Source organism: Microcoleus sp. Pol17C6 (assembly GCF_036701145.1).
GTDB lineage: Bacteria > Cyanobacteriota > Cyanobacteriia > Cyanobacteriales > Microcoleaceae > Microcoleus.
On record NZ_JAUBQH010000047.1, the window covers coordinates 1 to 22,694 of the forward strand.

Annotated in this window: 20 protein-coding genes; 17 read left to right on the forward strand and 3 right to left on the reverse strand. The window is 43.5% G+C overall.

The window, feature by feature from the left end; translation table 11 throughout:
* Positions 1-58 precede the first annotated feature (58 nt).
* Positions 59-1,441, reverse strand: coding sequence for a PAS domain-containing protein (locus tag QUA25_RS20855; RefSeq protein ID WP_333041022.1), 1,383 nt, complete (start codon positions 1,439-1,441; stop codon positions 59-61).
* A 589-nt stretch (positions 1,442-2,030) separates the two neighbouring features.
* On the opposite strand from QUA25_RS20855, the gene QUA25_RS20860 reads away from it, so the two are divergent.
* The 5 genes from QUA25_RS20860 to QUA25_RS20880 all read left to right on the forward strand — a co-directional run bounded on the left by QUA25_RS20860 (position 2,031) and on the right by QUA25_RS20880 (position 7,118).
* Positions 2,031-2,174 carry an RRXRR domain-containing protein gene (locus tag QUA25_RS20860; protein WP_445242241.1) on the forward strand — a complete coding sequence of 48 codons (144 nt, stop codon included), beginning with the start codon at positions 2,031-2,033 and terminating at the stop codon, positions 2,172-2,174.
* Between the two features lie 576 nt (positions 2,175-2,750).
* A complete protein-coding gene (gene ltrA, locus QUA25_RS20865; RefSeq protein ID WP_333041023.1) occupies positions 2,751-4,202 on the forward strand; it encodes a group II intron reverse transcriptase/maturase in 1,452 nt (483 codons plus the stop codon).
* A gap of 311 nt (positions 4,203-4,513) precedes the next feature.
* Positions 4,514-4,684: an HNH endonuclease gene (locus QUA25_RS20870; protein ID WP_333041024.1), complete on the forward strand. Its 171-nt coding sequence runs from the start codon at positions 4,514-4,516 to the stop codon at positions 4,682-4,684.
* Positions 4,620-5,924 carry an RNA-guided endonuclease IscB gene (iscB, locus tag QUA25_RS20875; protein WP_333041025.1) on the forward strand — a complete coding sequence of 435 codons (1,305 nt, stop codon included), beginning with the start codon at positions 4,620-4,622 and terminating at the stop codon, positions 5,922-5,924. The genes QUA25_RS20870 and iscB overlap by 65 nt, the downstream gene beginning before the upstream one ends.
* A gap of 354 nt (positions 5,925-6,278) precedes the next feature.
* Complete coding sequence (locus QUA25_RS20880) at positions 6,279-7,118, forward strand: glycosyltransferase (protein ID WP_333041026.1); 840 nt, start codon at positions 6,279-6,281, stop codon at positions 7,116-7,118.
* A gap of 2 nt (positions 7,119-7,120) precedes the next feature.
* Here the strand turns inward: QUA25_RS20880 and gloB are convergent, their stop codons facing one another.
* Positions 7,121-7,894 carry a hydroxyacylglutathione hydrolase gene (gene gloB / locus QUA25_RS20885; RefSeq protein WP_333041027.1) on the reverse strand — a complete coding sequence of 258 codons (774 nt, stop codon included), beginning with the start codon at positions 7,892-7,894 and terminating at the stop codon, positions 7,121-7,123.
* Positions 7,895-8,142: 248 nt separating this feature from the next.
* Here gloB and QUA25_RS20890 point away from each other — a divergent pair, with 248 nt between their 5' ends.
* From QUA25_RS20890 to QUA25_RS20945, 12 genes are all read left to right on the forward strand, one after another.
* Positions 8,143-8,346 (forward strand): hypothetical protein, encoded by a 204-nt coding sequence (locus QUA25_RS20890; protein WP_190659093.1) that lies wholly within the window; start codon positions 8,143-8,145, stop codon positions 8,344-8,346.
* Between the two features lie 204 nt (positions 8,347-8,550).
* Positions 8,551-9,552, forward strand: a complete 1,002-nt coding sequence (gene galE / locus QUA25_RS20895) for a UDP-glucose 4-epimerase GalE (protein WP_333041028.1) — start codon at positions 8,551-8,553, stop codon at positions 9,550-9,552.
* Between the two features lie 178 nt (positions 9,553-9,730).
* Positions 9,731-10,573: an alpha-1,2-fucosyltransferase gene (locus QUA25_RS20900; RefSeq protein ID WP_333041029.1), complete on the forward strand. Its 843-nt coding sequence runs from the start codon at positions 9,731-9,733 to the stop codon at positions 10,571-10,573.
* 24 nt (positions 10,574-10,597) lie between these two features.
* Complete coding sequence (locus QUA25_RS20905) at positions 10,598-11,434, forward strand: hypothetical protein (protein ID WP_333041030.1); 837 nt, start codon at positions 10,598-10,600, stop codon at positions 11,432-11,434.
* A gap of 280 nt (positions 11,435-11,714) precedes the next feature.
* Positions 11,715-12,866, forward strand: coding sequence for a glycosyltransferase family 4 protein (locus QUA25_RS20910; protein WP_333041031.1), 1,152 nt, complete (start codon positions 11,715-11,717; stop codon positions 12,864-12,866).
* 92 nt (positions 12,867-12,958) lie between these two features.
* Entirely contained in the window at positions 12,959-14,962 is a 2,004-nt protein-coding gene (locus QUA25_RS20915) for an ABC transporter ATP-binding protein (RefSeq protein ID WP_333041032.1), read from the forward strand.
* An 80-nt stretch (positions 14,963-15,042) separates the two neighbouring features.
* Complete coding sequence (locus QUA25_RS20920; protein ID WP_333041033.1) at positions 15,043-16,239, forward strand: glycosyltransferase family 4 protein; 1,197 nt, start codon at positions 15,043-15,045, stop codon at positions 16,237-16,239.
* Positions 16,240-16,338: 99 nt separating this feature from the next.
* On the forward strand, positions 16,339-17,304 hold the full coding sequence (locus tag QUA25_RS20925; protein ID WP_333041034.1) for a glycosyltransferase family 10 domain-containing protein: 966 nt from the start codon (positions 16,339-16,341) through the stop codon (positions 17,302-17,304).
* Positions 17,301-18,401, forward strand: coding sequence for a formylglycine-generating enzyme family protein (locus QUA25_RS20930; RefSeq protein ID WP_333041035.1), 1,101 nt, complete (start codon positions 17,301-17,303; stop codon positions 18,399-18,401). The genes QUA25_RS20925 and QUA25_RS20930 overlap by 4 nt, the downstream gene beginning before the upstream one ends.
* A 135-nt stretch (positions 18,402-18,536) precedes the next feature.
* Positions 18,537-19,511 carry an Npun_R2821/Npun_R2822 family protein gene (locus QUA25_RS20935; protein WP_333041036.1) on the forward strand — a complete coding sequence of 325 codons (975 nt, stop codon included), beginning with the start codon at positions 18,537-18,539 and terminating at the stop codon, positions 19,509-19,511.
* Positions 19,508-20,440, forward strand: coding sequence for an Npun_R2821/Npun_R2822 family protein (locus tag QUA25_RS20940; protein WP_333041037.1), 933 nt, complete (start codon positions 19,508-19,510; stop codon positions 20,438-20,440). The genes QUA25_RS20935 and QUA25_RS20940 overlap by 4 nt, the downstream gene beginning before the upstream one ends.
* A gap of 164 nt (positions 20,441-20,604) precedes the next feature.
* Positions 20,605-21,627, forward strand: coding sequence for an Npun_R2821/Npun_R2822 family protein (locus QUA25_RS20945; RefSeq protein WP_333041038.1), 1,023 nt, complete (start codon positions 20,605-20,607; stop codon positions 21,625-21,627).
* Positions 21,628-21,630: 3 nt separating this feature from the next.
* On the opposite strand, the gene QUA25_RS20950 is transcribed toward QUA25_RS20945, so the two are convergent.
* Positions 21,631-22,581, reverse strand: coding sequence for an NAD-dependent epimerase/dehydratase family protein (locus QUA25_RS20950; protein ID WP_333041039.1), 951 nt, complete (start codon positions 22,579-22,581; stop codon positions 21,631-21,633).
* Positions 22,582-22,694 lie beyond the last annotated feature (113 nt).

Here is a 22,694-nt window from a genome sequence, read left to right on the forward strand (position 1 = left end):
AATGGTTATTAAATGGGATCGAAAAATCAAAAATAAAGGCAATGCTATTTTATCCGGTTTAGCTGCGTAGCAGCTTATCCGGCGGCACTATCAACATCGACTGGGCAAATCGGTTAGCGCGAATTACTTTACACTGTGGGTCGTCGGCGATCGTAATGCCCACGGGTACAGCATCAAGTATCGATTCGAGTTCATTAATTCGTCGCTCTAGTTCTTGGTTGAGCCGTTGAATTTCTTTTTGGGTAGCTTTGCGATCGGTAATTTCATGCACCGTCACATTCACTCCCAGGACGCGATCGTCCTGGGCCCTCAGTGGATAGACACTCAACAGCCAATCCTGTTCGACTCCCGGCTGTGCTGAGTTCGTCCTGCGAACTTCGAGCTGTTGAAGTGGAACTTTAGTTTCAATAACTTGTCGGTAAAGCGGCTCTAAATCATCTGCCATTTCTGGCAAGATTTCGCGCAATGTTTTGCCGATGTGGGCGGCGGCTGGAACTCCGTTAATTTCTGCTAGCCAATCGTTGAGGCGGACAAACCGCAACTCAGTATCGAGGAAGCAAAGTCCGATCGGCGCACTAGCATAAATCGCCTCGATTTCTGCTAGTTGTTGATGTGCCGTTTGCGCTTGTTTAATATAAGCAGCCCTAGCCGCTTTCTCCTCAGTGACATCTTGAAAATAAACGGCAAGCCCCGATGGGATGGGATAAGCTCGTACCGCATACCAAGCATTGAGTGGCGGATAAAAAGATTCAAAACTAACCGTAACTTGGAACGTGGCGGCGTGGCGATATTCCTGCTCAAACAAACTGCCCACTGATTCGGGAAACTCTTCCCAAATGCTGTTGCCAATCAAATCTTTTGAGGGCCGATTCAGCCACCGCGCCGCTTGCGAATTGAGGTAGGTAAATCGCCAGTCTCGATCCAAAGCAAAGAACCCGTCCGAAATACTTTCGAGGGTGTCTGACAGTTGGGGCGCGGGCGCGTTACAGACTGGTTCAGGCTGAGGTTGAGCGAGCTCCGTGAAGGTTGTAACTACCGCATAGGGAGTCGATCGATCTTCCTGAAATAAAGGTTGAGAATTGAGCGTCAACCAAATCAATTCTCCCTGTGGGCGATCAAAGCCCATGATGACATTTAAACATGGTTGCCCGGTTTGCAGCGCCACCATCGCCGGATGTGTCTCGCCGGGAAAATCCGAACCATCTTCACGCAGAGTCTGCCACCCACTGTTGATTGAAGTGCATAAGAGCATCTGTTGTGCGGTCATCCCCAACAGATCCTGGGCGTGAGAATTGCACCCCTGAATGCTACCATCTGCCAATTGCAGAACCATCCCTACATCAGTTGGCCAAGGCGCGGCTGGGTAGAACGCTTTGTTAGAATCCGTTGAAACAGAGGGGTCGATTTTTGCTTGAGGTTCAGTATTGCGTGGGTTTTGCATCGGTTTCTAACAACGCTAATTTTACTTTTGGCAAAGCAAACCGCGCTCAATAATAGGGAAATAACCAGAGGAACTTTTGACTTGAGCAGGGTGACACTTCAAACCTAAGATGGATGTCGATCGTTCTGCGGTAATATCGATATCTAGACAATTTATTTTATCGTAGAGTCCCACGTCTTAACCATTTGCGGGATTCCGCACAGGCGACGGGGAATTTTCTGGCTGTTTCAAATACCAGGTTAGTCCGTCTCATTATTTTTCGCGTTGCTGCATATTACCAATGGCTGTTGCTCGTTTGCGGGCGCGAACAGATGGCACTTGCACACAGATAAATAAGTAGGTCAATCACCCGACACCGATCGGAGTACCGATACGGTGTGGGCACAGAAATTGCCGAGTTGACCAGTCTAAGTGGTTCGCCCACTACGTTTAAGGTAAGCGTTCAAGTACCTACCAGAAAATGCGTGCTAGTTTTCTGCTCTAGAATTCAAAAGTTAAACAGGTGTAAGGGTTAAGCCAGTGCTTTTGAAATAGTTACCGACCTTAAACATTGACGAAGCAAACATTACCCAGAAATGGAGGACATTTAATGTCTAATTTTGTTTTTGTACGTGATACTCAAAAACGACCGCTCAATCCAATCCGCCCTGGATTGGCTCGCAAATTGCTAACCACTGGCAAAGCTGCTGTTTTCAGGAGGTATCCATTCACGATAATTGCGCGACGTAGTTAAGCTACGTGTTCTGAGTGGAGAGCCTTCTCTCCCAACGGATTTCGTCCCGTTGTCCCCACGTAAAAGGGTCACGTTACCCCGGTCACGTTAGTAGTAAATAATGAACCTAATGGAATGCAGACCACGAAAGTAGCCTAATCTAACAGCCGAAGTTGGAAAGGAGCAAGGGGAAGCACGAAAGGGTTAATCACCAGTAACCATCGTTTGTACACTTCGTGATGAATAAAGAGTGAAATCAGGCTGAAACACTCTCACCAAAAGGTAAGTGGGTAGAACTAGAGTTGATGATTCTCTAGTTCGACGAAATATAATCCCGCCGGAGTAGAGATGGAACCCGACCCGTGACGAATCTCAAACACATAGAACTGCGGAAAGCCCTATAGGTTCTCAGTACAGGTCGAAGTCTGAGTAAGCCAACCGTAAGGAAAGCAGAATACTTAGAGGGTAAAGGATGCCAGAAAAAGCGAATGCTGTGGGTAATGCCGCAGATAGGAGTTCAAGATTTGCTCCAACTGAAAGGAAGCCAAATTCTGGCAGGTGTTTAACGATAAACCAACGTAAGGAAATCAAACTTCTGTGAAAGATAGATTCGGTAACGAAATCGGAACAGACGCATTACCTGAGAAATGGGCAGACCTTAATTGGAAAGCTGCTACAAAGGTGGTGAGAAATCTCAGACAGAGAATTTATCGTGCGACTCAGAGGAATGAGTGGAATAAGGTCAGGAGCCTTAGTACACTCATGTTAAAAAGTAAGTCCAACCTGCTACTTGCAGTTAGACGGGTCACTCAAACTAATCAAGGGAAGAAAACAGCAGGAGTGGATAACCAACTTGCTCTCAACCCTCAGATGAGAATCCAACTAATACACGAAATCCTGAAGCTGAACCCTTGGAAAGCAAAACCTGCTAAAAGGATATACATTCCAAAAGCAAATGGTAAAAAGCGTCCTTTGGGGATACCAACTCTCAAAGATAGAGTGATGCAAGCAGTGGTCAAAAACGCACTGGAGCCGAGTTGGGAAGCTAGATTTGAAGCCAACAGCTATGGTTTTCGACCAGGGCGAAGCTCTCACGATGCAATAGAACAAGTTCATACCCGATTACGAAAGGGAGGCGATGAATGGATTCTAGACGCAGATATTAAAGGAGCATTTGACCACATCAGCCACGAATACGTACTCAATGCTATTGGAGAAATTCCTAGCAAAGAACTAATCAAACAGTGGCTAAAAGCAGGTTACGTGGAGGCTAACAAGTTTAACCCAACAGAAACAGGCACTCCCCAAGGCGGCATCATTAGCCCACTTCTGGCTAACATCGCCCTAGATGGACTGGAAGGAGAAGTATTATCCAACCACCAGAAAGTCAAACAGAGCAAGAGTGGGGAATACAAAGGCAAAACCTACTACACAAACAGGTATTATCCTAGATTTGGGTACATCAGATATGCCGATGATTTCCTTGTCACAGCCGAAACAAAGGAAGACTTGGAAGCCGTTCTGCCTGAAATCAAGGAATGGCTGAAAAAGCGAGGACTAGAACTGAACGAAGAAAAAACCAACATCGTCAATAAGCGAGATGGGTTCAACTTCCTCGGTTTTACAATCCGAAGCTACTCAGATGGAACCACGCTCTGCAAACCTCAAAAGGATAAGATGATTGCCAAACTCAGAGAAATTAGAGGATGGCTCAAAAGACACAAAACGGTAAAACCGGAAGAAGTCATCAAACATCTAAACCCTATACTAAGAGGATGGGCGAACTATTACAGGCACTGCTCCAGCAAGGAAATCTTCGCTACATTCAACCATAGAATGGTACAAATGCTATGGCAATGGTGTAAAAGACGACACCACCAGAAACATCTCAAATGGGTAAAGAACAAATACTTTACCGTACTGGGAAATGACCACTGGACATTCTTTGCCGACACTAAGGATAGAACAGGAAAAAGAAAGAGACTTTATCTCAAGGATGTAAGTGACATCCCAATCCTGAGACATACAAAGGTAAGGATTCAGGTCTAAAAACTTGCGGCTCCAACGCTTGTCTGGCAAGGGTTGTAGGGCAAAATAAGGGTTTTTGCCTTTCGTGGTTGATTGTCAATAAAGGACGAAAAACTGTCATTTTTTGTCTTTTATTGAGAATAGAGATTTATTTAGCATCAAGCTCCAGATCTAAAGTCTTTGCCCAGCAAGGAGTTCAGTGACCTGAATCCTTACATACAAAGGTTGAAGGCGCAGCTAGTCCAGATGACTCAACCAAAGTAGATTACTGGAAGAAACGCCAATCAAAACTGGGTAGTAGCGTATGGGCTAAAGGCTCGAAGCTCTACAAAGTGGCTCAATTCCAGCACTGGAGATGCACTGAATGCGGAGACTACCTGCTAAACGGAGAACAAATCCACACTCACCACATAACTGAAGTGACAAATGGAGGCACAGATGAAATCGACAATCTTATACACCTTCACCAAATTTGTCACAGGAAAGTTCATGGTACTAAATAACCTCGGAGTCCAAGAATGCCAGAGCCGGATGATGCGAAAGTGTCACGTCCGGTTCGTTGGGGAGGGGGATGCGGCGACGTATGCCCTCTTACCCGACCTCAAAGTAGAGGTAACAGTACCCCAAAAACCAATCACTCTTAAATTAGATCCTGGCTCCAAAACCACGGGAATCGCATTAGTCCAAGGAGAAAACGTAATCTTTGGTGCAGAACTAACTCACAGGGGGCAAGCTATCAAAGCCAGTCTGGAGTCGCGCCGTTCATTGCGTAGAGGCAGAAGAAATCGCCATACCCGCTACCGAAAAGCTAGATTTTTAAATAGAACTCGCCCGAAAGGGTGGCTGACTCCAAGCTTACAACATCGTGTCGAAACAACCCTAACATGGGTAACTAGATTGATAAAGGTTGGGCCAATTTCTTCTGTTGTTCAAGAACTTGTGCGGTTCGACCTCCAGCAAATAGACAACCCGGAAATTAGCGGATTGGAGTATCAGCAAGGTGTTTTATGTGGCTACGAGATCCGCGAATATTTACTCAATAAATGGGATAGAAAGTGCGCGTATTGTGGAGTTGTTGATACGCCTCTACAAGTAGAGCACATTCATCCCAAAGCCAAGGGCGGATCTGATCGTATTTCTAATCTTTGCCTTGCTTGCGAAAAATGCAATATCAAGAAAGGAACTCAGAATATTGAGCAGTTTCTCTCGAAAAAACCAGAGGTTTTGAAACGGATTCTGTCTCAAGCAAAACGTCCTTTGAAAGATGCAACAGCGGTTAATTCTACTCGTTGGGCGTTATTTAACCGACTCTGTATGACTGGCTTACCAGTTTCTACTGGCAGTGGCGGTTTAACAAAGTTCAATCGCACTCGATTAAATTTAGCTAAAACTCACTGGCTAGATGCAGCTTGTGTCGGCAGAATTGAATCGTTGAAAGTTTTAATAAACAAGCCATTGTTAATTAAAGCGACTGGACATGGGACACGCCAAATGTGTCGTACCGACAAATTGGGTTTCCCGTCCCGCTATGTTCCCAGGTTTAAGTTTGTTAAAGGTTTTCAAACGGGAGATATCGTCAAGGCGGTTGTAACTTCTGGTAAAAAGGTTGGTATATACGTTGGACGTGTTGCCGTAAGAACCAGTGGTTCATTCAATATTTCCTCCTCGGAATTGGTGTCAGGAATTAGTCACAAATATTGTTCACTTGTTCATAGAAAGGATGGTTATTCATATGCGGCCTAAACCTTGCCCCCCTTTTCCTCTCGCCACTGACCTGAGTACAGGTACAGTGGGAGTCTCCAAGGGGGAATACAGATGAAGCTTGAAAATACATAACCCCTCTCTCGCAGCGAGTGAAACGAAGCAATCGCTCTTGTTACGCCCGCCTTACATTCTGTTACATCATTGTAAACTTTATTTGCGCCTACCTACTTAGAAACCCCGTTTCTTTGTGTAAATCTAACCGGAAATTTAGGCAAGATTTTGTTCGTCTCAACGGTAAACGGGCGATCGCATTTACCTCTATACAGGGTCGCCTGCTTCCTCCAGTCCCAACGTTTGTGTCACGTTTGCCGTTCATCTCACAAACTTAATCCTATGCACATATTCACAGCCGCCGATCGCACCTATATTCTGGGGTTAGCAGCACTTCTGAAGTCTGTAGATCTGAATATTAGCCAATCTGGGGAGGAGCAGGTCAAAATTAGCGTTGTATCTACCAGGATATATTCACAGCAAAAGGAACAGTTACAGAATTGCTGCAAATACCAAATTGAATGGCAAGAATTGCAATCTAATTACGACCAACTTCTTTCGATATCAGGTTCTAAACTTCCTTACGTTAAATTGGAGCCGCGAAAATATACCAAAGAAACAGAAAGGCTGATTTGGCTCGACAGTGATACGATCGTTCTGGGCAGCTTAAAGCCGCTGTGGAACCTAGATTTTCAAACTCTGCCGATAGCAGCCGCCGCCAACTTCTGGGGAAATCCTAACAATTATCAAGATCGAAACCCTTATTTCAATAGTGGTGTTTTAGTTTACAACATGAAGCTTTGGGAGGAAGAGCAACTGTCGGAAAAGTTGCTCCAAAATGCTAGAACCCACGTTTGGGGCGATCGCGATCAAGGTGCATTAAATTCAGTTTTAGTGGGAAGGTGGAAGCAATTAGACCAAATATGGAACAACCACAAGACTGATGATATGTCAAGTAAAGTGATGCACTTTATGTCAAGACCGAAACCGTGGGAAAGCTCCGCCCCCAATCAATTATGGCTTGATATGTTGTCTCAGACACCGTTTAAGGACGAACTAGAAAAAATTCCAAATAAGTTTAAGGGGCTGTCGAGCTTTCACGTAAAATACCAAAGACTTGACAGGTGGTTGAGCGAACCGATACTCAAGTTTAAGAGTTACCTGAAACAAAAAAAACGTTAAGGTCAAAATTGGTCTTTCATGCCGCGCAATCGAGCGAAGGTTTGCACTGGATCGGAGGTGTTGGCGGCTGATTGCAGGTTGGGAAAATCCCAGCGCAAAAATGGGTTTGTCCTTTTTTCGAGGCCGATCGATGATGGTATTGTAGGTTGCGATCGACTGCGCGCTTCCTTGACTTCGGCGAAGCGCTGCTGTAAATCCGGATTGTCGCCATCCACACTCAAAGCAAATTGCAGGTTGTTCAGCGTGTATTCGTGAGCGCACCAGACTCTCGTACTATCGGGCAAGTGTCGCAGTTGCCCCAGAGAGGCTAACATTTGGGCGGGAGTGCCTTCTTTGAGCCTGCCGCAGCCTCCTGCAAATAAGGTGTCGCCGCAAAACAACTCGCCGGTTTCGCTGGGGTTGCTGGGGGGGAAATAGTAGGCGATGTGAGCTTTTGTGTGGCCGGGTAGGAAGAAGACTTCGGCGGTTCTGTTGGCGAAAGAAACTCGATCGCCCGCTTGTAAAAACACTTGCTGTCCGGGAATTCTGCCTCGGTCTTCTGCGCCACCGTAAACTTTAATTTGGGGAAAGCGATCGATCAGTTCCTGATTGCCGCCTATGTGGTCGCTGTGGTGGTGGGTATTGAAAATTGCTGTTAATTCGGCTCCGAGTGCTTGCAGTTGCTCTAATACTGGCTTTGAGCGCGCTGGATCGACGACGGCTGCTGTGTGGCTATCGGGGTCGTGCAGCAAGAAAATGTAATTGTCGGACAGTACCGGAAGCCGATAAACCTGCATAGAAAAGTGCCTCTCTAGGAAAAATATTATATAATTAAGTTACTCTGAACGCTATCCGAAGGCTGATTGCAGATTTCTTAAGTCCGCATATCTATCTTGGGAAGTAAAACTCTAATACGTTTCTGAGATAGGTTTCTGATACGTTATTTCTGCTGTTGAGCAAATTGATTTGCGGTCGAGTACGCACCATTTTTGGGTCAATAACTGCAATCCGCTTTAACTATTTTGGCATAAAACCGATCGAATAAATGCGAACATCTCACAACAAATCGAACTTAACAATTTCTCAAAAAGTCGATCGGATTGTAGCGTCTGGTAAGATAACTCGCCGGGAACACTTAGTTTTGACTTCGGCTATCCTGTCAGATGATAAAATTTCAGAAGAGGATCGACATCAGATTAATCGGATATTTGATTATATCCAAATTGGTCGCCTCAAGTTTATCGATTGAACACAAAGACTTGCACAGTCAGCATCTATCTGGAGTGTAAAAAGCGTTTTTTATTTAGGAGTGCGATCGTCCCGTCGGGCACAGCAAAGCCTATATATTTCGCTTTAATTCTCCGGCTCACGCGGAGTGTGAAAGCGTCTGATGTGGAAGTCTCAAATTAACAAGGCTCTTGGCAATCCCAGCTACAAAAACAGGCAGAATAAAATGAGTGCAGACAAACCAACTATTTTGGTGACGGGCGGAGCTGGATATATTGGCTCTCACGCGGTATTAGCGCTGAAAAACGCCGGTTACGGTGTGGTGATTTTGGATAATTTAGTTTACGGTCACAGAGATTTAGTAGATCAGGCTTTGCAGGTGGAGTTAGTAGTTGGCGACACGAACGATCGCACTCTTCTAGACAACTTGTTTGCTACGCACAAGATTGAGGCGGTAATGCACTTTTCTGCATACGCTTACGTGGGCGAATCTGTTACCGACCCAGCTAAATATTATCGCAACAATGTCATCGGCACTATTACGCTTTTGGAAGCAATGATCGCTGCTGGCGTGAAGAAATTTGTGTTTTCTTCTACTTGCGCGACTTACGGTGTACCGCAGAAAATTCCGCTCACAGAAGACCACCCGCAAAATCCGATCAATCCTTACGGTGCTACTAAGTTAATGGTAGAACGGATTTTGTCGGATTTTGACGCTGCGTATGATTTCAAGTCTGTTTGTTTCCGCTATTTTAACGCGGCTGGGGCTGACCCTAACGGGTTGTTAGGAGAGGATCACAATCCAGAAACTCACCTAATCCCGCTGGTGTTGTTCGCTGCTTTGGGTAAACGAGATTCGATCGCGATTTTTGGCACGGATTACGAGACTCCTGACGGTACTTGCATTCGGGATTACATTCACGTTAACGATTTGGCATCTGCTCACATTTTGGGATTAGAATATTTGCTCAAGGGTGGCAAATCAGATTTCTTTAATTTGGGCAATGGCGGCGGGTTTTCGGTGAAAGAGGTGATAGAAACGGCTCGCCAAGTGACGGGAAAAGAGATTAAGGCTGTTGAGTGCGATCGGCGTCCGGGAGACCCGCCTGCTTTGGTTGGCAGCAGCGAGAAAGCCATCAAAACCTTGGGTTGGTCTCCAGAATATCCCGACATTAAGAACATTATCTCCCATGCTTGGCAGTGGCACCAAAAACGCCACAACTCTTAGTCTTTAAGGTGCGCTGGGCGCACCTTACCATTACAGCCAAGTTTGATGAAATTCTTGTGGGGTGGGCGTCCCCCCGCCCCAAAAATACAATATGCTAATAATATCTGCTAAATCGGGACAACTCGGCAACCGGTTGCTGCTTTTTGCTAATTTTATTGCTTGGGCGATCGAGCATAATTTGACTGTTCTCAATCCGGCTTTTGAGGAATATGCAGAATTCTTTGTGGGAACCGCAGGGGATTTTTTGTGTTGTTATCCTCCGCCCTATTTTACCGCAGCAGGCAACAAGTTTGTCAGAAGTAAATATTACAAATTTATTAAGTATTTAAGCCATCAAAAAATATTAAAAACGCAAGAAATAACCCGAGAAAAACCTTTTAGTTGGCTAAAGTATCAGGAAATCGAACAAATCAAGCACGGTTCAATTGTTTTTTTTCAAGGCTGGCTATTTCGAGATGGCTGGTTTGTAGAAGATCTCCCCTATTTACACAAGTACGCCGACCAGATTAGAGCATACTTGGCACCATTAGAGCGATATAGAATCAATGTAGCTAGTTTGATATTGAATTTAAAAAATAACTCTGATATCCTCGTCGGAATTCACATCCGTCAAGGGGATTATGCTCAGCATCAAAAGGGGAGATACTTTTACACAACTCAGCAATATTTAGAAGTCATGAATTCTGCGGTAAGCCTATTTGACGGAAAAAAAATCAAGTTTTTGATTTGTTCTAATATTCCACAAAATCAGAGTTTATTTAATAAATTTAACAGTGGATTTGGCAGTGGTCACTTAATTGAAGATATGTATGCTTTGGCTGAGTGCGACTATGTTGTGGGGCCGCCTAGCAGTTATACTATGTGGGCTTCTTTTTATGGAGATAAACCTCTTTATATGATCCGCGATGTCAATAAAACAATTAACCTGAAAGATTTTGTACATTTTTATGAATGGCAAGGAATTTATCACAGTCGAGATGAGTGGAGTGAGAGCTTTTGGGAGTGGACACACGCTCGGTAAATAAGTAAATCAATAAGTAAATTAATGAATTCAAATAAATTAGCAATCAAGGGATTTATCACTATATTAACAGGTCTTTACTCTTTCCAAGATTGCGTTCATTTTCTGGCGTCTGTCAGGAAGTTTCACCGCGAACCAATTATTATTTTAATAGATAGAGTACCTCTAATTTTATATCCTTTACTTCAGGTGTTCGGAAATGTCATATTGAAACCTGCACCCTCTAATGAAAATCCTGTTTTGGCGTCGCGGCTAGCTAAGCTGGCTTTGTACGAGGAATCTCTGTTTGAGAAAACTATTTATATGGATTGTGATATTTGTTTGCTGTCACCAATAGATGAGGTTTTTGATTTTCTTGATGGGGTGGATTTGTTGGTGACGGAAGATGTGCAGCCTGCGATTGCTAAAGCGGCAAATTTATTAAGAGTCAAGCAGGATATTCTGTCAACTTTGCAGTCTGTCGGGTTGCCGCTAAATGCAAATAGCATTCAATACAATGGCGGATTTATCGCTTTTACGAAAAGCAGTAAAACTCAGGAATTGTTTATAAACTTTAAGAAATATTTTAACATGGTAGTGGCGCATCAAAATGTGCTACTCTTGAAAGACCAGGGAGCTTTTGCGGCGGCTGTTGAATCGGTGAAACCGAAAATGACAACTTTGTCCCCGGTTTACAACTACTTGGATAAGTGGAAAGATGTTTATACGATCGACAAACCGATTAAAGTAATGCACTGCACTTATCCTTACCGCCCTCAGTACGCGAAGAACGTGACGAGATCGCTCTTTACTAGAATAGTCGATCGCACAGCTAAAATATTTTTACCCAATCAACTTAACAATCCCTGGCGTTTAAAATAATTAAAGTTTGTTGGTAAACTGGATCAAAAGCAACAAAATTCAGCCCCAAATTAAAAAATTTAGCCTCAACATATCCGAAAATTTACCTAGAAGAATTATTGCTGGCTGGAATAACAGTCTTGGGTTCATTATTGTGTGTTTTTTACCAAAAGACGCGTTGCTGCCCTTTGCCATGGTTAAAAACCCGGTTGCTTTGGTTTGGAGTGCGTGAGTCCCCATCGCCTTGACAAAAGCTTGGTTAAGCAGGAAAATCAAACAAATGTTTTAAACAAAATACTCAGTGAAAGTTTCATTAGTAGTGAGCGATTTGTCAGGCGGAGGTGCAATTCGTGCTTTTTTATTAGCTCAAGTCTTGATTGAGCTTAAATGTGATGTAGAAGTTGTTGGATTTCAGTTGGGCAAGGAATTGTACGCTACTCCTCCTAGAGACATCCCAGTATGTGCGATACCGGGTAAAAACTATCCGGGGTTTTTAATGGATGCTCAAAAACTTTGGAAAAAAATAGATGGGGATATTATTTATGCAGTCAAACCTAAACCTACAAGCTTTGGGCTATCACTGCTAAAAAAACTGGCGACTCGCCAATTTATAATTTTAGATATAGACGACTGGGAACTGAGCTGGTACGGCGGAGATGAATGGAAATACCGTCCATCTTTCAAACAACTTTATCGAGATATTTTTAAACAGAACGGTCAATTGAGAGAACCGGATAATCCGCTCTATCTCAAGTGGATGGAAAGTCTCATTGACCGTGCTGATGCAGTCACCGTTGATACTGAGTTTTTAAAACAGCGTTTTGGTGGTGTATATTTGCCTAATGGTAAGGATACTGGAATGTTCGACCCTGCTAAATACAATCCTGAATTGAGCAGACAGCGTTACGGCTTATCCGGGTATAGAGTTCTGATGTTTCCGGGGGCACCGCGACCTCATAAAGGCGTGGAGGATGTTTTGATGGCCCTCGAACAGTTAAATGAGCCCGATTTAAAATTAGCGATCGTCGGCGGGAGTCCTTATGATGATTATGATGATAAACTTGTGAAACAATGGGGGCGTTGGATTATTAAACTGCCAAGGTTTCCAGTGGAGACAATGCCGTCCGTTGTAGCCGCGGCTCATGTTGTCGTTGTTCCTCAGCGAGAAACTCTCACAGCCGTGGCTCAGTTTCCGCTCAAGCTGACAGATGGCATGGCAATGGCTAAGCCTGTTTTGTCTACGCGAGTGGGGGATATTCCAGCAATTTTAGGAGGAACCGGTTATTTAGTCGATCCGAGTTCTCCCGCTCAAATTTCACAAAAAATTCAATGGATATTTCAAAATTTGACAGCGGCTAATTTACAAGGAATGAAAGCTCGGGAAAGATGTGTGAAAAGATATAGTATTCAAGCAATGAAACAGATACTTTCAGATATAATTGCAGGTATGTAAAGGTTATTTTAAAACTCCTCAATGGAGGAAGAAAAGCTGGCTGTTATTAAAGAATATTTTGAGATGCCGTACTGTTTAGCTGGGAATGCTTCATGTCTGCCAATAAGCTACTCCTAAAATTTGCCAGACGATATCCCGGCAGGATTTTCTTAACTGTGATGCTGGGCTTTTCTGGCGCGTTATTCAACGGTATCAGTACTACTCTGATTGTACCAGTGCTTTTAAGTTTTTTAGAGCACGCTATCGAGCTGCGCGGCGCTCCACCTCTAATTAAAACTTTGATGTATCCCTTTGAGGGAATGCCCGAAAATCAGCGTTTAATGTTGATGACCGGGGCGGTTGTGCTGGCAGTTTTTTTAAAAAATGTTGCGAGTTATATCAATACTTTAGTAGCTACTTCTCTGACGCGATCTCTTACTTTTGATTTGCGAGAAGCAGGTTTGCGGTTGTTGTTAGAAGTAGATTTAGATTTTTACTCGAAAACTAAAGTCGGGGATTTAATTAATAGATTGGGCGGAGAGATTGGTCGGACTGCTAGTGCAGTTGGTACGGCCATCGGAATGTTTACTACGTCAATCACGGTTTTGGTGTTTGTGGGTCTTCTACTTTCGATATCATGGAAACTGACGGTGACAGCTACAATTTTGCTGGCGTTAGTTGCTTGGGCAAATCAATATATTATTAACCGTTCCAAGTATTTTGGCCACCTGCTTTCTGAAATGTCGAAAGATTATTCGGTTAGGGTGCTGGAAACCATTACTGGGATTCGGCTGGTCAAGTCAACGGGGAACGAGGAAAGGGAGTATCAGCGGATCAAGCATTTAATTCAAAGGCGAGAACAAGCGGATTTTCAGGCTCAGGTAAATTATGCGGCGATCGCCCCAATTAACGAAGTTGTTAATTTAATAGTTGTAATTTTGATTGTATTCATAGGTCGCACAATATTTGCGAATGAGATAGAGTCTATTGCGACAATTTTATTAACATATTTATTGGTACTGTTTCGATTGATTCCTTTAATTTCACAGTTGAATAGCGGGCGCAGTCAATTTGCAAATACGTCGGCTAGTGTAGAGGTGGTTAATGATTTTTTGAGCTGCGAGGACAAGCCATTTATGCTGAACGGTTCTGTGCCTTACACTCATTTGCGATCGGGAATTCATTTTAATAAAATATCTTTTAGTTATCCTAACCACAAAAATTTAGTTTTGCAAGGAATTGATTTATTTCTACCTCACGGCACTACTTTAGCTTTGGTAGGAACTTCGGGTTCGGGAAAGTCAACTTTGGCAGATTTACTGCCGAGATTTTACGATCCTACTGAAGGTAATATATCGATCGATGGCAGGGATTTGCGCGAATTTGATCTAAAAAGTCTCAGACAAGCGATGGGTATTGTTAGCCAAGATACGTTTTTGTTTAATGCTTCAGTGCGCGAAAATATTGCTTATGCTAGACCCCAAGCGACTGAGGAAGAAATTGTGGAAGCGGCGAAGGGAGCGAATGCTTACGAGTTTATCCAATTATTGCCGGATGGGTTGGAGACTCAAATTGGCGATCGGGGCGTGATCTTATCGGGAGGGCAGCGTCAGAGAATTTCAATTGCTAGAGCCCTGCTGCAAAACCCGGAAATCTTAATTTTAGATGAGGCAACGAGTTCGCTGGATACGGTTTCGGAAAGGTACGTGCAAGCGGCGATCGAGAAATTGAGTTGCGATCGCACAACGTTGGTAATCGCCCACCGCCTCTCCACAGTCCAAAAAGCCAACAAAATCGCCGTGATCGATCGCGGACAAGTAGTAGAAATGGGCTCCCACGAAGAATTGCTAGCAAAAGGAGGTTACTACACTCGCTTGTATTCAGTGCAATTTGCCGAAGAAACCGCTCGCGATGAAGCTCTAATTAGAGGTTCTTACGAAATTCGCACTCGTCTGACTCCCATGATAGCTTACCTCAAAATGCTAGTAGATGAAATGGTAGACTCTCCCGAAGAAAGAGACGAGTTAATCCGAGAATCATTTCACTCTGCTGCTAATATTTTCACTACTTTAGAATTTATAGAAAAGACTATTAAGCGTCAGGCTGTTAAAAAGTAGTCAGTAGTCAGTTGGCAGTGGGCAGTTGTTATTTTCCCAATTACCAATTCCCAATTACCAATTCCCAATTCGCAATTACCATGTCTAAATATTATGTATTTTTTACCCGAAATGTCTTGCCGCAACCCAATGTAGCGAGCTTAGTTCAAGTTGCCCACTCTGCAAATGCCGCAGCAAATCTCGGTTATCCAGCAGTTTTGGTATACCTCCGTAAAGGCTGGAGTTCTTTGAATCCGGTTGATTTGCTTTTTCCTTTTCAACCCAGGAAACCCGATGACAAACTTGCCAAAATTTACAATATTCAAGATAAATTAAAAGTAGCAGATTTACCGATGCCGTGGCCGATCAACCTTTTGGACAGCAAGTGGACGAGTTCCAGTACAATAGTATCAAAATACTATTTACCGATTCACCTGCTTAAATCAACTAAAATTGTCCACACCCGCGACTGGAACTTTGTCAAAGCAGCAGTTAAAAACGGAATTCCCGCTATCTACGAACAGCACCACCATGAAAACAAGCAATTTGAATCAGAAATTGTCCGCAATCCTCTGTTTCAGATTTCCGTAACTGTTGCCGATACAGTGCGAGACAGCATGATTTTGAATGGGATGCCGCCGGAAAAAGTAATTACGCTGCACAACGGTTTTAACCATTTGTTTCTCGCCAGACAAACAGAAGCTGCCCAGAATTGGCGACAGCAATTAATAGAAGATGAAAGACAATATTTAGCAGTTTATGCAGGCGGACTTTACCCGTTTAAAGGTGTGGATATGTTGGTGGATGTGGCTAAGGAATTGCCGCTGGTTCAATTTGCGATCGCGGGCGGTGATTCATCCCAAGTAACAGCCTACCAACAGTTAGCCAAATCCAAGCAAGTTAACAACATTAAATTTCTCGGCTACCTGCCTCAAAATCAACTGGCTAGCTTGCTGCAAGCAGCCGATGTTTTGACTCATCCTCACTGTTTGACAGAGGCCGCGACGTTCACATCTCCTTTAAAATTCTTTGATTACATGGCATCAGGAACTCCGATTGTTGCGACAGAGATTGCATCATTAATGGAATTTAAATCGGGAAATATAGCAGCAACTTGGTGCGAACCGGATAACCCGCACCAGTTCGCGCAAAGCATTCGAGATTGTTTAACCAAATATCCGAGGAAAAGCGAAGGTTATGCAGAAACAATGGATTTGGTCAAGCATTTTTCGTGGGAAAATAGGATAGAGAGAATTTTGAGTTATGTGGATGAGCAAGTGCGATCTCCGATAATTTAAAAATCCGTAGGGGCGGGTTTTACCAACCATAATTGCCTAAAACAAACAACCTCATAAACCCGCCCCGCCCACACGCAAAAACCAGATTTATTATTAGATATGAACCCAAAAATCATCGGCACAATCACCACCTACCCAGGCATGAACCAAAGCGACTGGCTGTGGCAACAAACCCCCCACAACTTCGGCAAATGGGACAACATTCAAATGCTCGCCAACCACCCAGAACCAGACTTTTTACTCATGTATCAATTCGACTTTCCCCAACCGCCCAAAAAGCAATCGTGGCTCGATAAAATACGTCGCTACAGGCATCAAAATCCAGAAAATGACGTTCTAGAAAAATTGCGCGGTGTCCCCAAGGAACGCATAATTTACCTGATCCGCGAGCCACCATTACCAGAAGTAATTGAGATTACCAAAGCCAACTACGAACAAGCCAAACTTTATTGCGGTTACATTTCCGGGCCCGACGATTTCGCACCCAAACCCGATTATATGCCCGCGATTTGGTATCACTCTAACTCGTTTCGAGAACTCGATGAAATGCCTGCGCCGCCGAAAAATAAATCCTGTTCTTGGATTACTTCAGGTGTTAGCCGCACCGCCAATCACCGCCAGAGATTAGATTTTATCAAATTGCTGCGATCGCAAGAATTGGATTTTGACCTTTACGGACGAAACTTGCCAACTTGGGCGCGCGGAAACGGCACTATGAACAATAAATGGCACGCCGTCGCACCCTACTATTACAACTTAGCTATTGAAAATTATGCAGAAAACGATTGGTATGTCAGCGAGAAGCTTTGGGATGCTTTATTAGCTTGGTGTTTGCCAATTTATTACGGCGGTTCGGCGGCGGATAAGTTGTTGCCGGCGGGGAGTTTTCTGCGACTGCCGAGCTTGGATGAGAAAGGAGTAGAATTTATTAAAGAGGTTGTGGCTAATGCGGATTATTGGCATGAAGCAAGGGAGAAAATTGCCGAAGCCAGACAAATCATTCTCCACGAATTGAACTTGCTCAATTGGCTGTCTAAGTTTGTATCTCAGGAAATAGCGCAATGACAGAAAACCAAAATCAACCCAGAGAATACGATGCCGTACTCGGTGCCCAATCTCAAGTGCCATTTGGTGCGACTGTCTTAGGCGGGGTTCCTGGTGTTAAGAGTCGGTTAGCTTCACCGATTGTCGAAGTCAGAATCACCGCACTGTCGGAAGCACTGAAATATGGAGAACCTGGCTTAGATTTAATAATTGGGGCACTGCAAGATGAATCAATGGCGGTGAAGTTTGCTGCCTATTCGCTGCTGAGGAATAGAGATGAGGAGAAGATTCAACAACATTTACGTAGCTCTTTTGAATTTGATGTTATCGCAGTCGATGCTACAGGAAATGAAAACAGCCGCAGTCAGTTCTTTGCTCGCTTCTTCCCTGAAGACTTAGGGAACTCAGTTGTGCTCGAAATGGTATCGATTCCCGGCGGCACATTTATGATGGGTTCGCCAGAAACAGAAGAAGGTAGAAAAGATAGGGAAAGTCCGCAGCATCAAGTAAAAGTACCCCCTTTTTTTGCAGGTAAGTATCCCATAACCGAAGCACAGTGGCGAGCAGTGATGGAAAAAAATCCATCGGTTGTCAAAGGTGAAAAACGTCCTGTAATAGGTGTGTCGTGGCAAGATGCCGTCAAATTCTGCGACAAACTCTCAGAAAAAACCCGCAACAAATATCGCCTCCTGAGTGAAGCAGAATGGGAATACGCCTGTCGTGGGGGTACAACAGGGCCATTTCATTTTGGGGAAACCATTACCATAGAATTAGTCAACCATGACAAATACCCTGCCTACGCAAACGCTCCCCCCACAGACTCTTACAATCGCAGGCGAGAAACAACGGATGTCGGGAGTTTTACCCCCAATGCCTTTGGACTGTACGATATGCACGGCAATGTTTGGGAGTGGTGCAGCGATACCTGGCACGAAAACTATAACGGCGCACCAACTGACGGAAGTTCTTGGGAAACTAGCGCAAATGATAAACGTATCCAGCGTGGCGGTTCCTGGGAATATTCTGCGGTATATTGCCGCAGTGCCACTCGTCTTAGATATTCGGCTAGCTTCCGGGCTATAGATGTTGGTTTTCGCGTGGCTTGTGTTTTAACGTAGTCTCTGGTTTTTGGTTTGTAGTATCCGGCGATGATTTTTATGTCTTGTCATTTTTGCCGGAGGTCGATAGGCTTTTATTTGAAAGCTTTAAATCGTGATTGAGCGAGCGGACCCGATATAATTGAGCAACTATATATGAATGGAATTTGCACGCTAGCCAACGATAAAGTTTACGACCAATTAATTGCTTTACTCAACAGTATTGAAATTATATTAGGCTCAAATACTCCGGTCTGTATTTATCCTTTTGACGACCAAATAGAGCAAATCCAAGCTAAAATTGCTAACCATCCCAACGTCTTTATTTATGAAGATAGCGCATCTATTCAGCGATGGGATAAATTCATGCAAGCAGCCGCACCAGAGCGTTTGAACCGCAAAAAATTCCGGCTTTACGGCGCACACCGGCGCTTTTGCGCTTTCGACGGCCCGTTTGAAAAGTTTATCTATATGGATGCGGATACTTTGGTGATGAATTCCCTAGATGCGGTTTTTCAGAAGTTAGAGGAATCGGATTTTGTGGTTTATGATTTTCAATTTCGCGACCCAACTAAAGTATACAATATTCAGTCGCCAAAACTCCTAGAAGTTTTTGAGAAAAATCGGATCGACTCGGAAATATTTTGTTCGGGATTTTACGCCAGCAAGCAAGGATTGTTTGAGCAAAATACTAGGGAATGGCTGTTAGCTCATCTGCAATCTGGCGAGGCGGAAATTCTCTATGAAGGTGCGGGAGAACAGCCGTTGCTCAATTATATGGTGATGAAAACGGGGATGAATAGCTATAATTTTGCTTACAGCCTCCCGGATGGCGAAAAAACCGGGTGCAGCGTCACTTCTAAACATTTTGAAGAGCAAGATCAGATTTTGTACGACAAGGGAAACCGACTTACTTACATTCATTATATTGGTGTGCCGCCGGATTTAATTCGGAGAGTTTGTGCAGGGGAAAATATTGAGTTTCCCTATCGCGATTTGTTCCTGCATTACCGCTATCTCCGCGAACCGTCCAAGCGTCCGATTTTTGCCCAAGCGCCAAAGTCTTATACTGAGGTTTGTGCGCCGAATTTGTTAAAAAGGGTATTGAGAAGGTTGAGGATAAATGTATGAGTCGCGGTATTTATATTGTTGCGAATGATAAGGTGATCGAAAGTGCGATCGCCCTTTTAAACAGCATACGTCTGTATAATTGTCAAGTACCAATTTTTCTGATTCCCTTCGACGACAATTATCAGCAAGTCGCAGCCGCACTCAGCAGTCTCCACGGGGTGCAATTGTTCCCAAATCTGGAGTTTGTCGAACAGTTTACCAGAGAAATTGGCCAAATGTTCGATCGCAACTTTTTAGCCCTCCCCAACAAAATGCGAAAACTCGCCACCTGGTTTGGCCCGCTTGACGAATTTCTGTACATCGATACCGATATCATCGTCTTTGAAGACATCGCAGCCAACCTTAACAAACTATCAGAAGTAGACTTTTTTTGCTGCGACTACCACCACCTCAGCGAAAAACTGCGAAATGTATTTTCACCCGCTGTAAAAGAACAAAATATCTTTACCAAATCACAGCTTCAAGATGTATTTAACAGCGGTTTTTGGGCTTCTAAAAAAGGAACTATTACAGAAGCGCAAATGTATGAGATTTTGCGAGAATGTTCGCAGCATCGAGAATATTTTGACTTTAGTCAAAATGTCACAGACCAACCTATACTAAATTATATCATTCTCAAACTGATTCCCAAGCGCTGCAATCTTGTTAAAGATTCAGCAACCGAACCGGGAAGCTGGGCTGGTTCCCAGCATTTTCAGGAAATAAATTATGTTCTTTATGACAAAGGCAAAAGGTTAAAATATATTCACTGGGCTGGAATCCCGATTAAATCGGGCAGCCCTTATTGGAAACTTTGGAAACATTATCGTTATCTCAATGAGGAACAACCAAATTTAGTGCAAAAAATATTTCGCTCTTTGCATGGTGTGTTGAGCGCTGTTATAATATGCGATATTTTATCGTGTGTTGGGCGCTGTTATAATATTTGATAAAGCCGAGATATCTGCCAGGGGCTAACGCACCTTGCGCGAGAATTTAGGTGCATTGGCTGCTGTTTTGATAGTCGATAAATTCGATAAAGCCGAGATCATTCCCCAGCGCCCAACACACCCTACCGGAATATTTGGTAAAGGATTTAAAAAACTTAAAAATTATGACTAATGGTATTTATATACTAGCAAACGATGTGGTTTTCGACCACTTAGTCGCTTTGTTAAACAGTCTCGAAGTCAATGGGGCAAAAGATATTCCCGTTTGTATCATTCCCTATGATGATAGACTTAAAAAAGTGCGAGGAGAAATTGCAATTCGTCCTAATGTCACCCTCTTTGACAACACCGATTCAATTCATTTCTGGGAAGAGTTTGCAACTCAAGCTTGGACATCTCACGCCAAAGCTCAAAAAGTTTGGCAAGCTCAAGGTTTGAAATCAGTTCACTGTTTGACCAGGCATCGAAAATTATGCTGTTTTGACGGGCCTTTTGACAAATTTGTATATTTTGACGCGGACACTCTGTTAATGGGTTGTCTGGATTATATTTATCAAAAACTCGATCGAGTTGATTGGGTAGCAAACGATTTTCAATACAAATCAGACCTCAACTATGTATTTGACTTGTCCTCAGAGAAATTGCCACATATTTTCAATATTGACCAACTGCCCTCTCATACTTTTTGTACAGGTTTGTTTGCTTCCAAAAAAGAAATATTTAATAGAGAAAATTCAGTCCAACTGTTAGATAACTTAACATCAGGAGAAGCGGAAATTATGTGTTTGAGTGCATCTGACCAATCTTTACTTAACTATTTAGTCGCCCGCAGCAAAATCTCTTTTTACAACTTTGCATATGCTCAACCCGAACAGGTAACGGGAAATCATTGGTCTTCTCAATTTGATGTGATAGATAATGTTTTATATGATAAAGGACGGCGGCTTACTTATTTGCACTACATGAGTATTTCGGCTGCAAAGTTTACTCGATTGTGTGCTGGCGAAGATGTTGAGATTCCCTACCGAGACGTATTTCTCCACTATCGCTATTTGAATTCGCCGGAAACACAGCCAAAACTCGCGCCTCCAAATTTGTTGGTTCGCTTGGGGAGAAATCTCAAAACTTGGGGAAGTCAAAAAGTTAACAACTTTCAATTTAAGCTGCGGAATTTCTGGGATAGATAGCATCTAACTGTACAAAGACTGAATCCACTCCCATTCGCGCCTTAAGCCTTCTTCTAAAGCAACCTGCGGCTGATAACCTAAGATTTTCTTGGCTTTAGACACATCAGCGCTAGTGTGTCGGGCGTCTCCCCTCGCAGCTTCAGTAAAATCTATCCGAATAGGTCGATCGACAATTCTCTCTATTGTATCAATAACTTCTCTCAAAACTACCCGACTTCCCCCACCAATATTAAAAACTTCTCCCGCAGATTCTGGAACCTCAGCCGCTGCTAAGTTCGCCGCAACGCAATCGCTGATAAACGTAAAATCCCGCGTTTGCAATCCGTCGCCGAAAATTGAAATCGCCTCATCAAACAAAATCGACTTAAAAAACTTGTGAAAAGCCATATCGGGGCGCTGTCTAGGCCCGTAAACAGTAAAATAGCGCAGCGAAGTAGTCGGAAGACCAAAATTTTTGTAATAAAGCCCGCACAAACGTTCACCGGCTAATTTCGTAATTCCGTAGGGAGAAACCGGGTGCGGACAAGCATTTTCATTCGTGGGAAAAGATTCAGCATTACCGTAAATAGAAGAAGAAGAAGCATAGACAAACTTTTGCAATTTTGGCGCATCTTTTGCAGCTTCTAACAATACTTGGGTGCTGTTAATATTGCGTTCGGTATAACTGCGAAAACCATCGCCCCAGCTAGCACGAACTCCGGCTTGCGCCGCCTGATGAAATATTACCTTAACATCGGATAAAAGACCTCGCCAATTTAGAGACAAAATATCGCCTTCCACCAATTCAAAACCCGGATACTTTTCAAATCGTGCAATATTCTTGCGCTTGAGAGCCGGATCGTAATAATCGTTGAACTCATCAACACCGATAACCGTGTCCCCTCTATTTAAAAGAGTTTCTACTAAGTTAGAGCCAATAAATCCCGCCGCACCCGTAACAATAACAATACTCATTAGATTTTAGATTTTAGATTTTAGATTTTAGATTTTAAAAATTTTACAGAAATTATTGCATAAGTTGTCCTATTCTTCTTTCTCTTTCTCTTCCTCTGCGTTTCAAAAAACAT

What these genes read in the sequence shown, in the direction of transcription:
- QUA25_RS20930 (WP_333041035.1), top strand. Translation starts at nt 17,301, where the DNA reads ATGACAGAAAACCAAAATCAACCCAGAGAATACGATGCCGTACTCGGT.
- QUA25_RS20880 (WP_333041026.1), top strand. Translation starts at nt 6,279, where the DNA reads ATGCACATATTCACAGCCGCCGATCGCACCTATATTCTGGGGTTAGCA.
- QUA25_RS20920 (WP_333041033.1), top strand. Translation starts at nt 15,043, where the DNA reads ATGTCTAAATATTATGTATTTTTTACCCGAAATGTCTTGCCGCAACCC.
- QUA25_RS20915 (WP_333041032.1), top strand. Translation starts at nt 12,959, where the DNA reads ATGTCTGCCAATAAGCTACTCCTAAAATTTGCCAGACGATATCCCGGC.
- QUA25_RS20925 (WP_333041034.1), top strand. Translation starts at nt 16,339, where the DNA reads ATGAACCCAAAAATCATCGGCACAATCACCACCTACCCAGGCATGAAC.
- QUA25_RS20940 (WP_333041037.1), top strand. Translation starts at nt 19,508, where the DNA reads ATGAGTCGCGGTATTTATATTGTTGCGAATGATAAGGTGATCGAAAGT.
- iscB (WP_333041025.1), top strand. Translation starts at nt 4,620, where the DNA reads ATGAAATCGACAATCTTATACACCTTCACCAAATTTGTCACAGGAAAG.
- QUA25_RS20935 (WP_333041036.1), top strand. Translation starts at nt 18,537, where the DNA reads ATGAATGGAATTTGCACGCTAGCCAACGATAAAGTTTACGACCAATTA.
- galE (WP_333041028.1), top strand. Translation starts at nt 8,551, where the DNA reads ATGAGTGCAGACAAACCAACTATTTTGGTGACGGGCGGAGCTGGATAT.
- QUA25_RS20945 (WP_333041038.1), top strand. Translation starts at nt 20,605, where the DNA reads ATGACTAATGGTATTTATATACTAGCAAACGATGTGGTTTTCGACCAC.
- QUA25_RS20950 (WP_333041039.1), bottom strand. Translation starts at nt 22,581, where the DNA reads ATGAGTATTGTTATTGTTACGGGTGCGGCGGGATTTATTGGCTCTAAC.
- gloB (WP_333041027.1), bottom strand. Translation starts at nt 7,894, where the DNA reads ATGCAGGTTTATCGGCTTCCGGTACTGTCCGACAATTACATTTTCTTG.
- QUA25_RS20860 (WP_445242241.1), top strand. Translation starts at nt 2,031, where the DNA reads ATGTCTAATTTTGTTTTTGTACGTGATACTCAAAAACGACCGCTCAAT.
- QUA25_RS20890 (WP_190659093.1), top strand. Translation starts at nt 8,143, where the DNA reads ATGCGAACATCTCACAACAAATCGAACTTAACAATTTCTCAAAAAGTC.
- QUA25_RS20905 (WP_333041030.1), top strand. Translation starts at nt 10,598, where the DNA reads ATGAATTCAAATAAATTAGCAATCAAGGGATTTATCACTATATTAACA.
- QUA25_RS20855 (WP_333041022.1), bottom strand. Translation starts at nt 1,441, where the DNA reads ATGCAAAACCCACGCAATACTGAACCTCAAGCAAAAATCGACCCCTCT.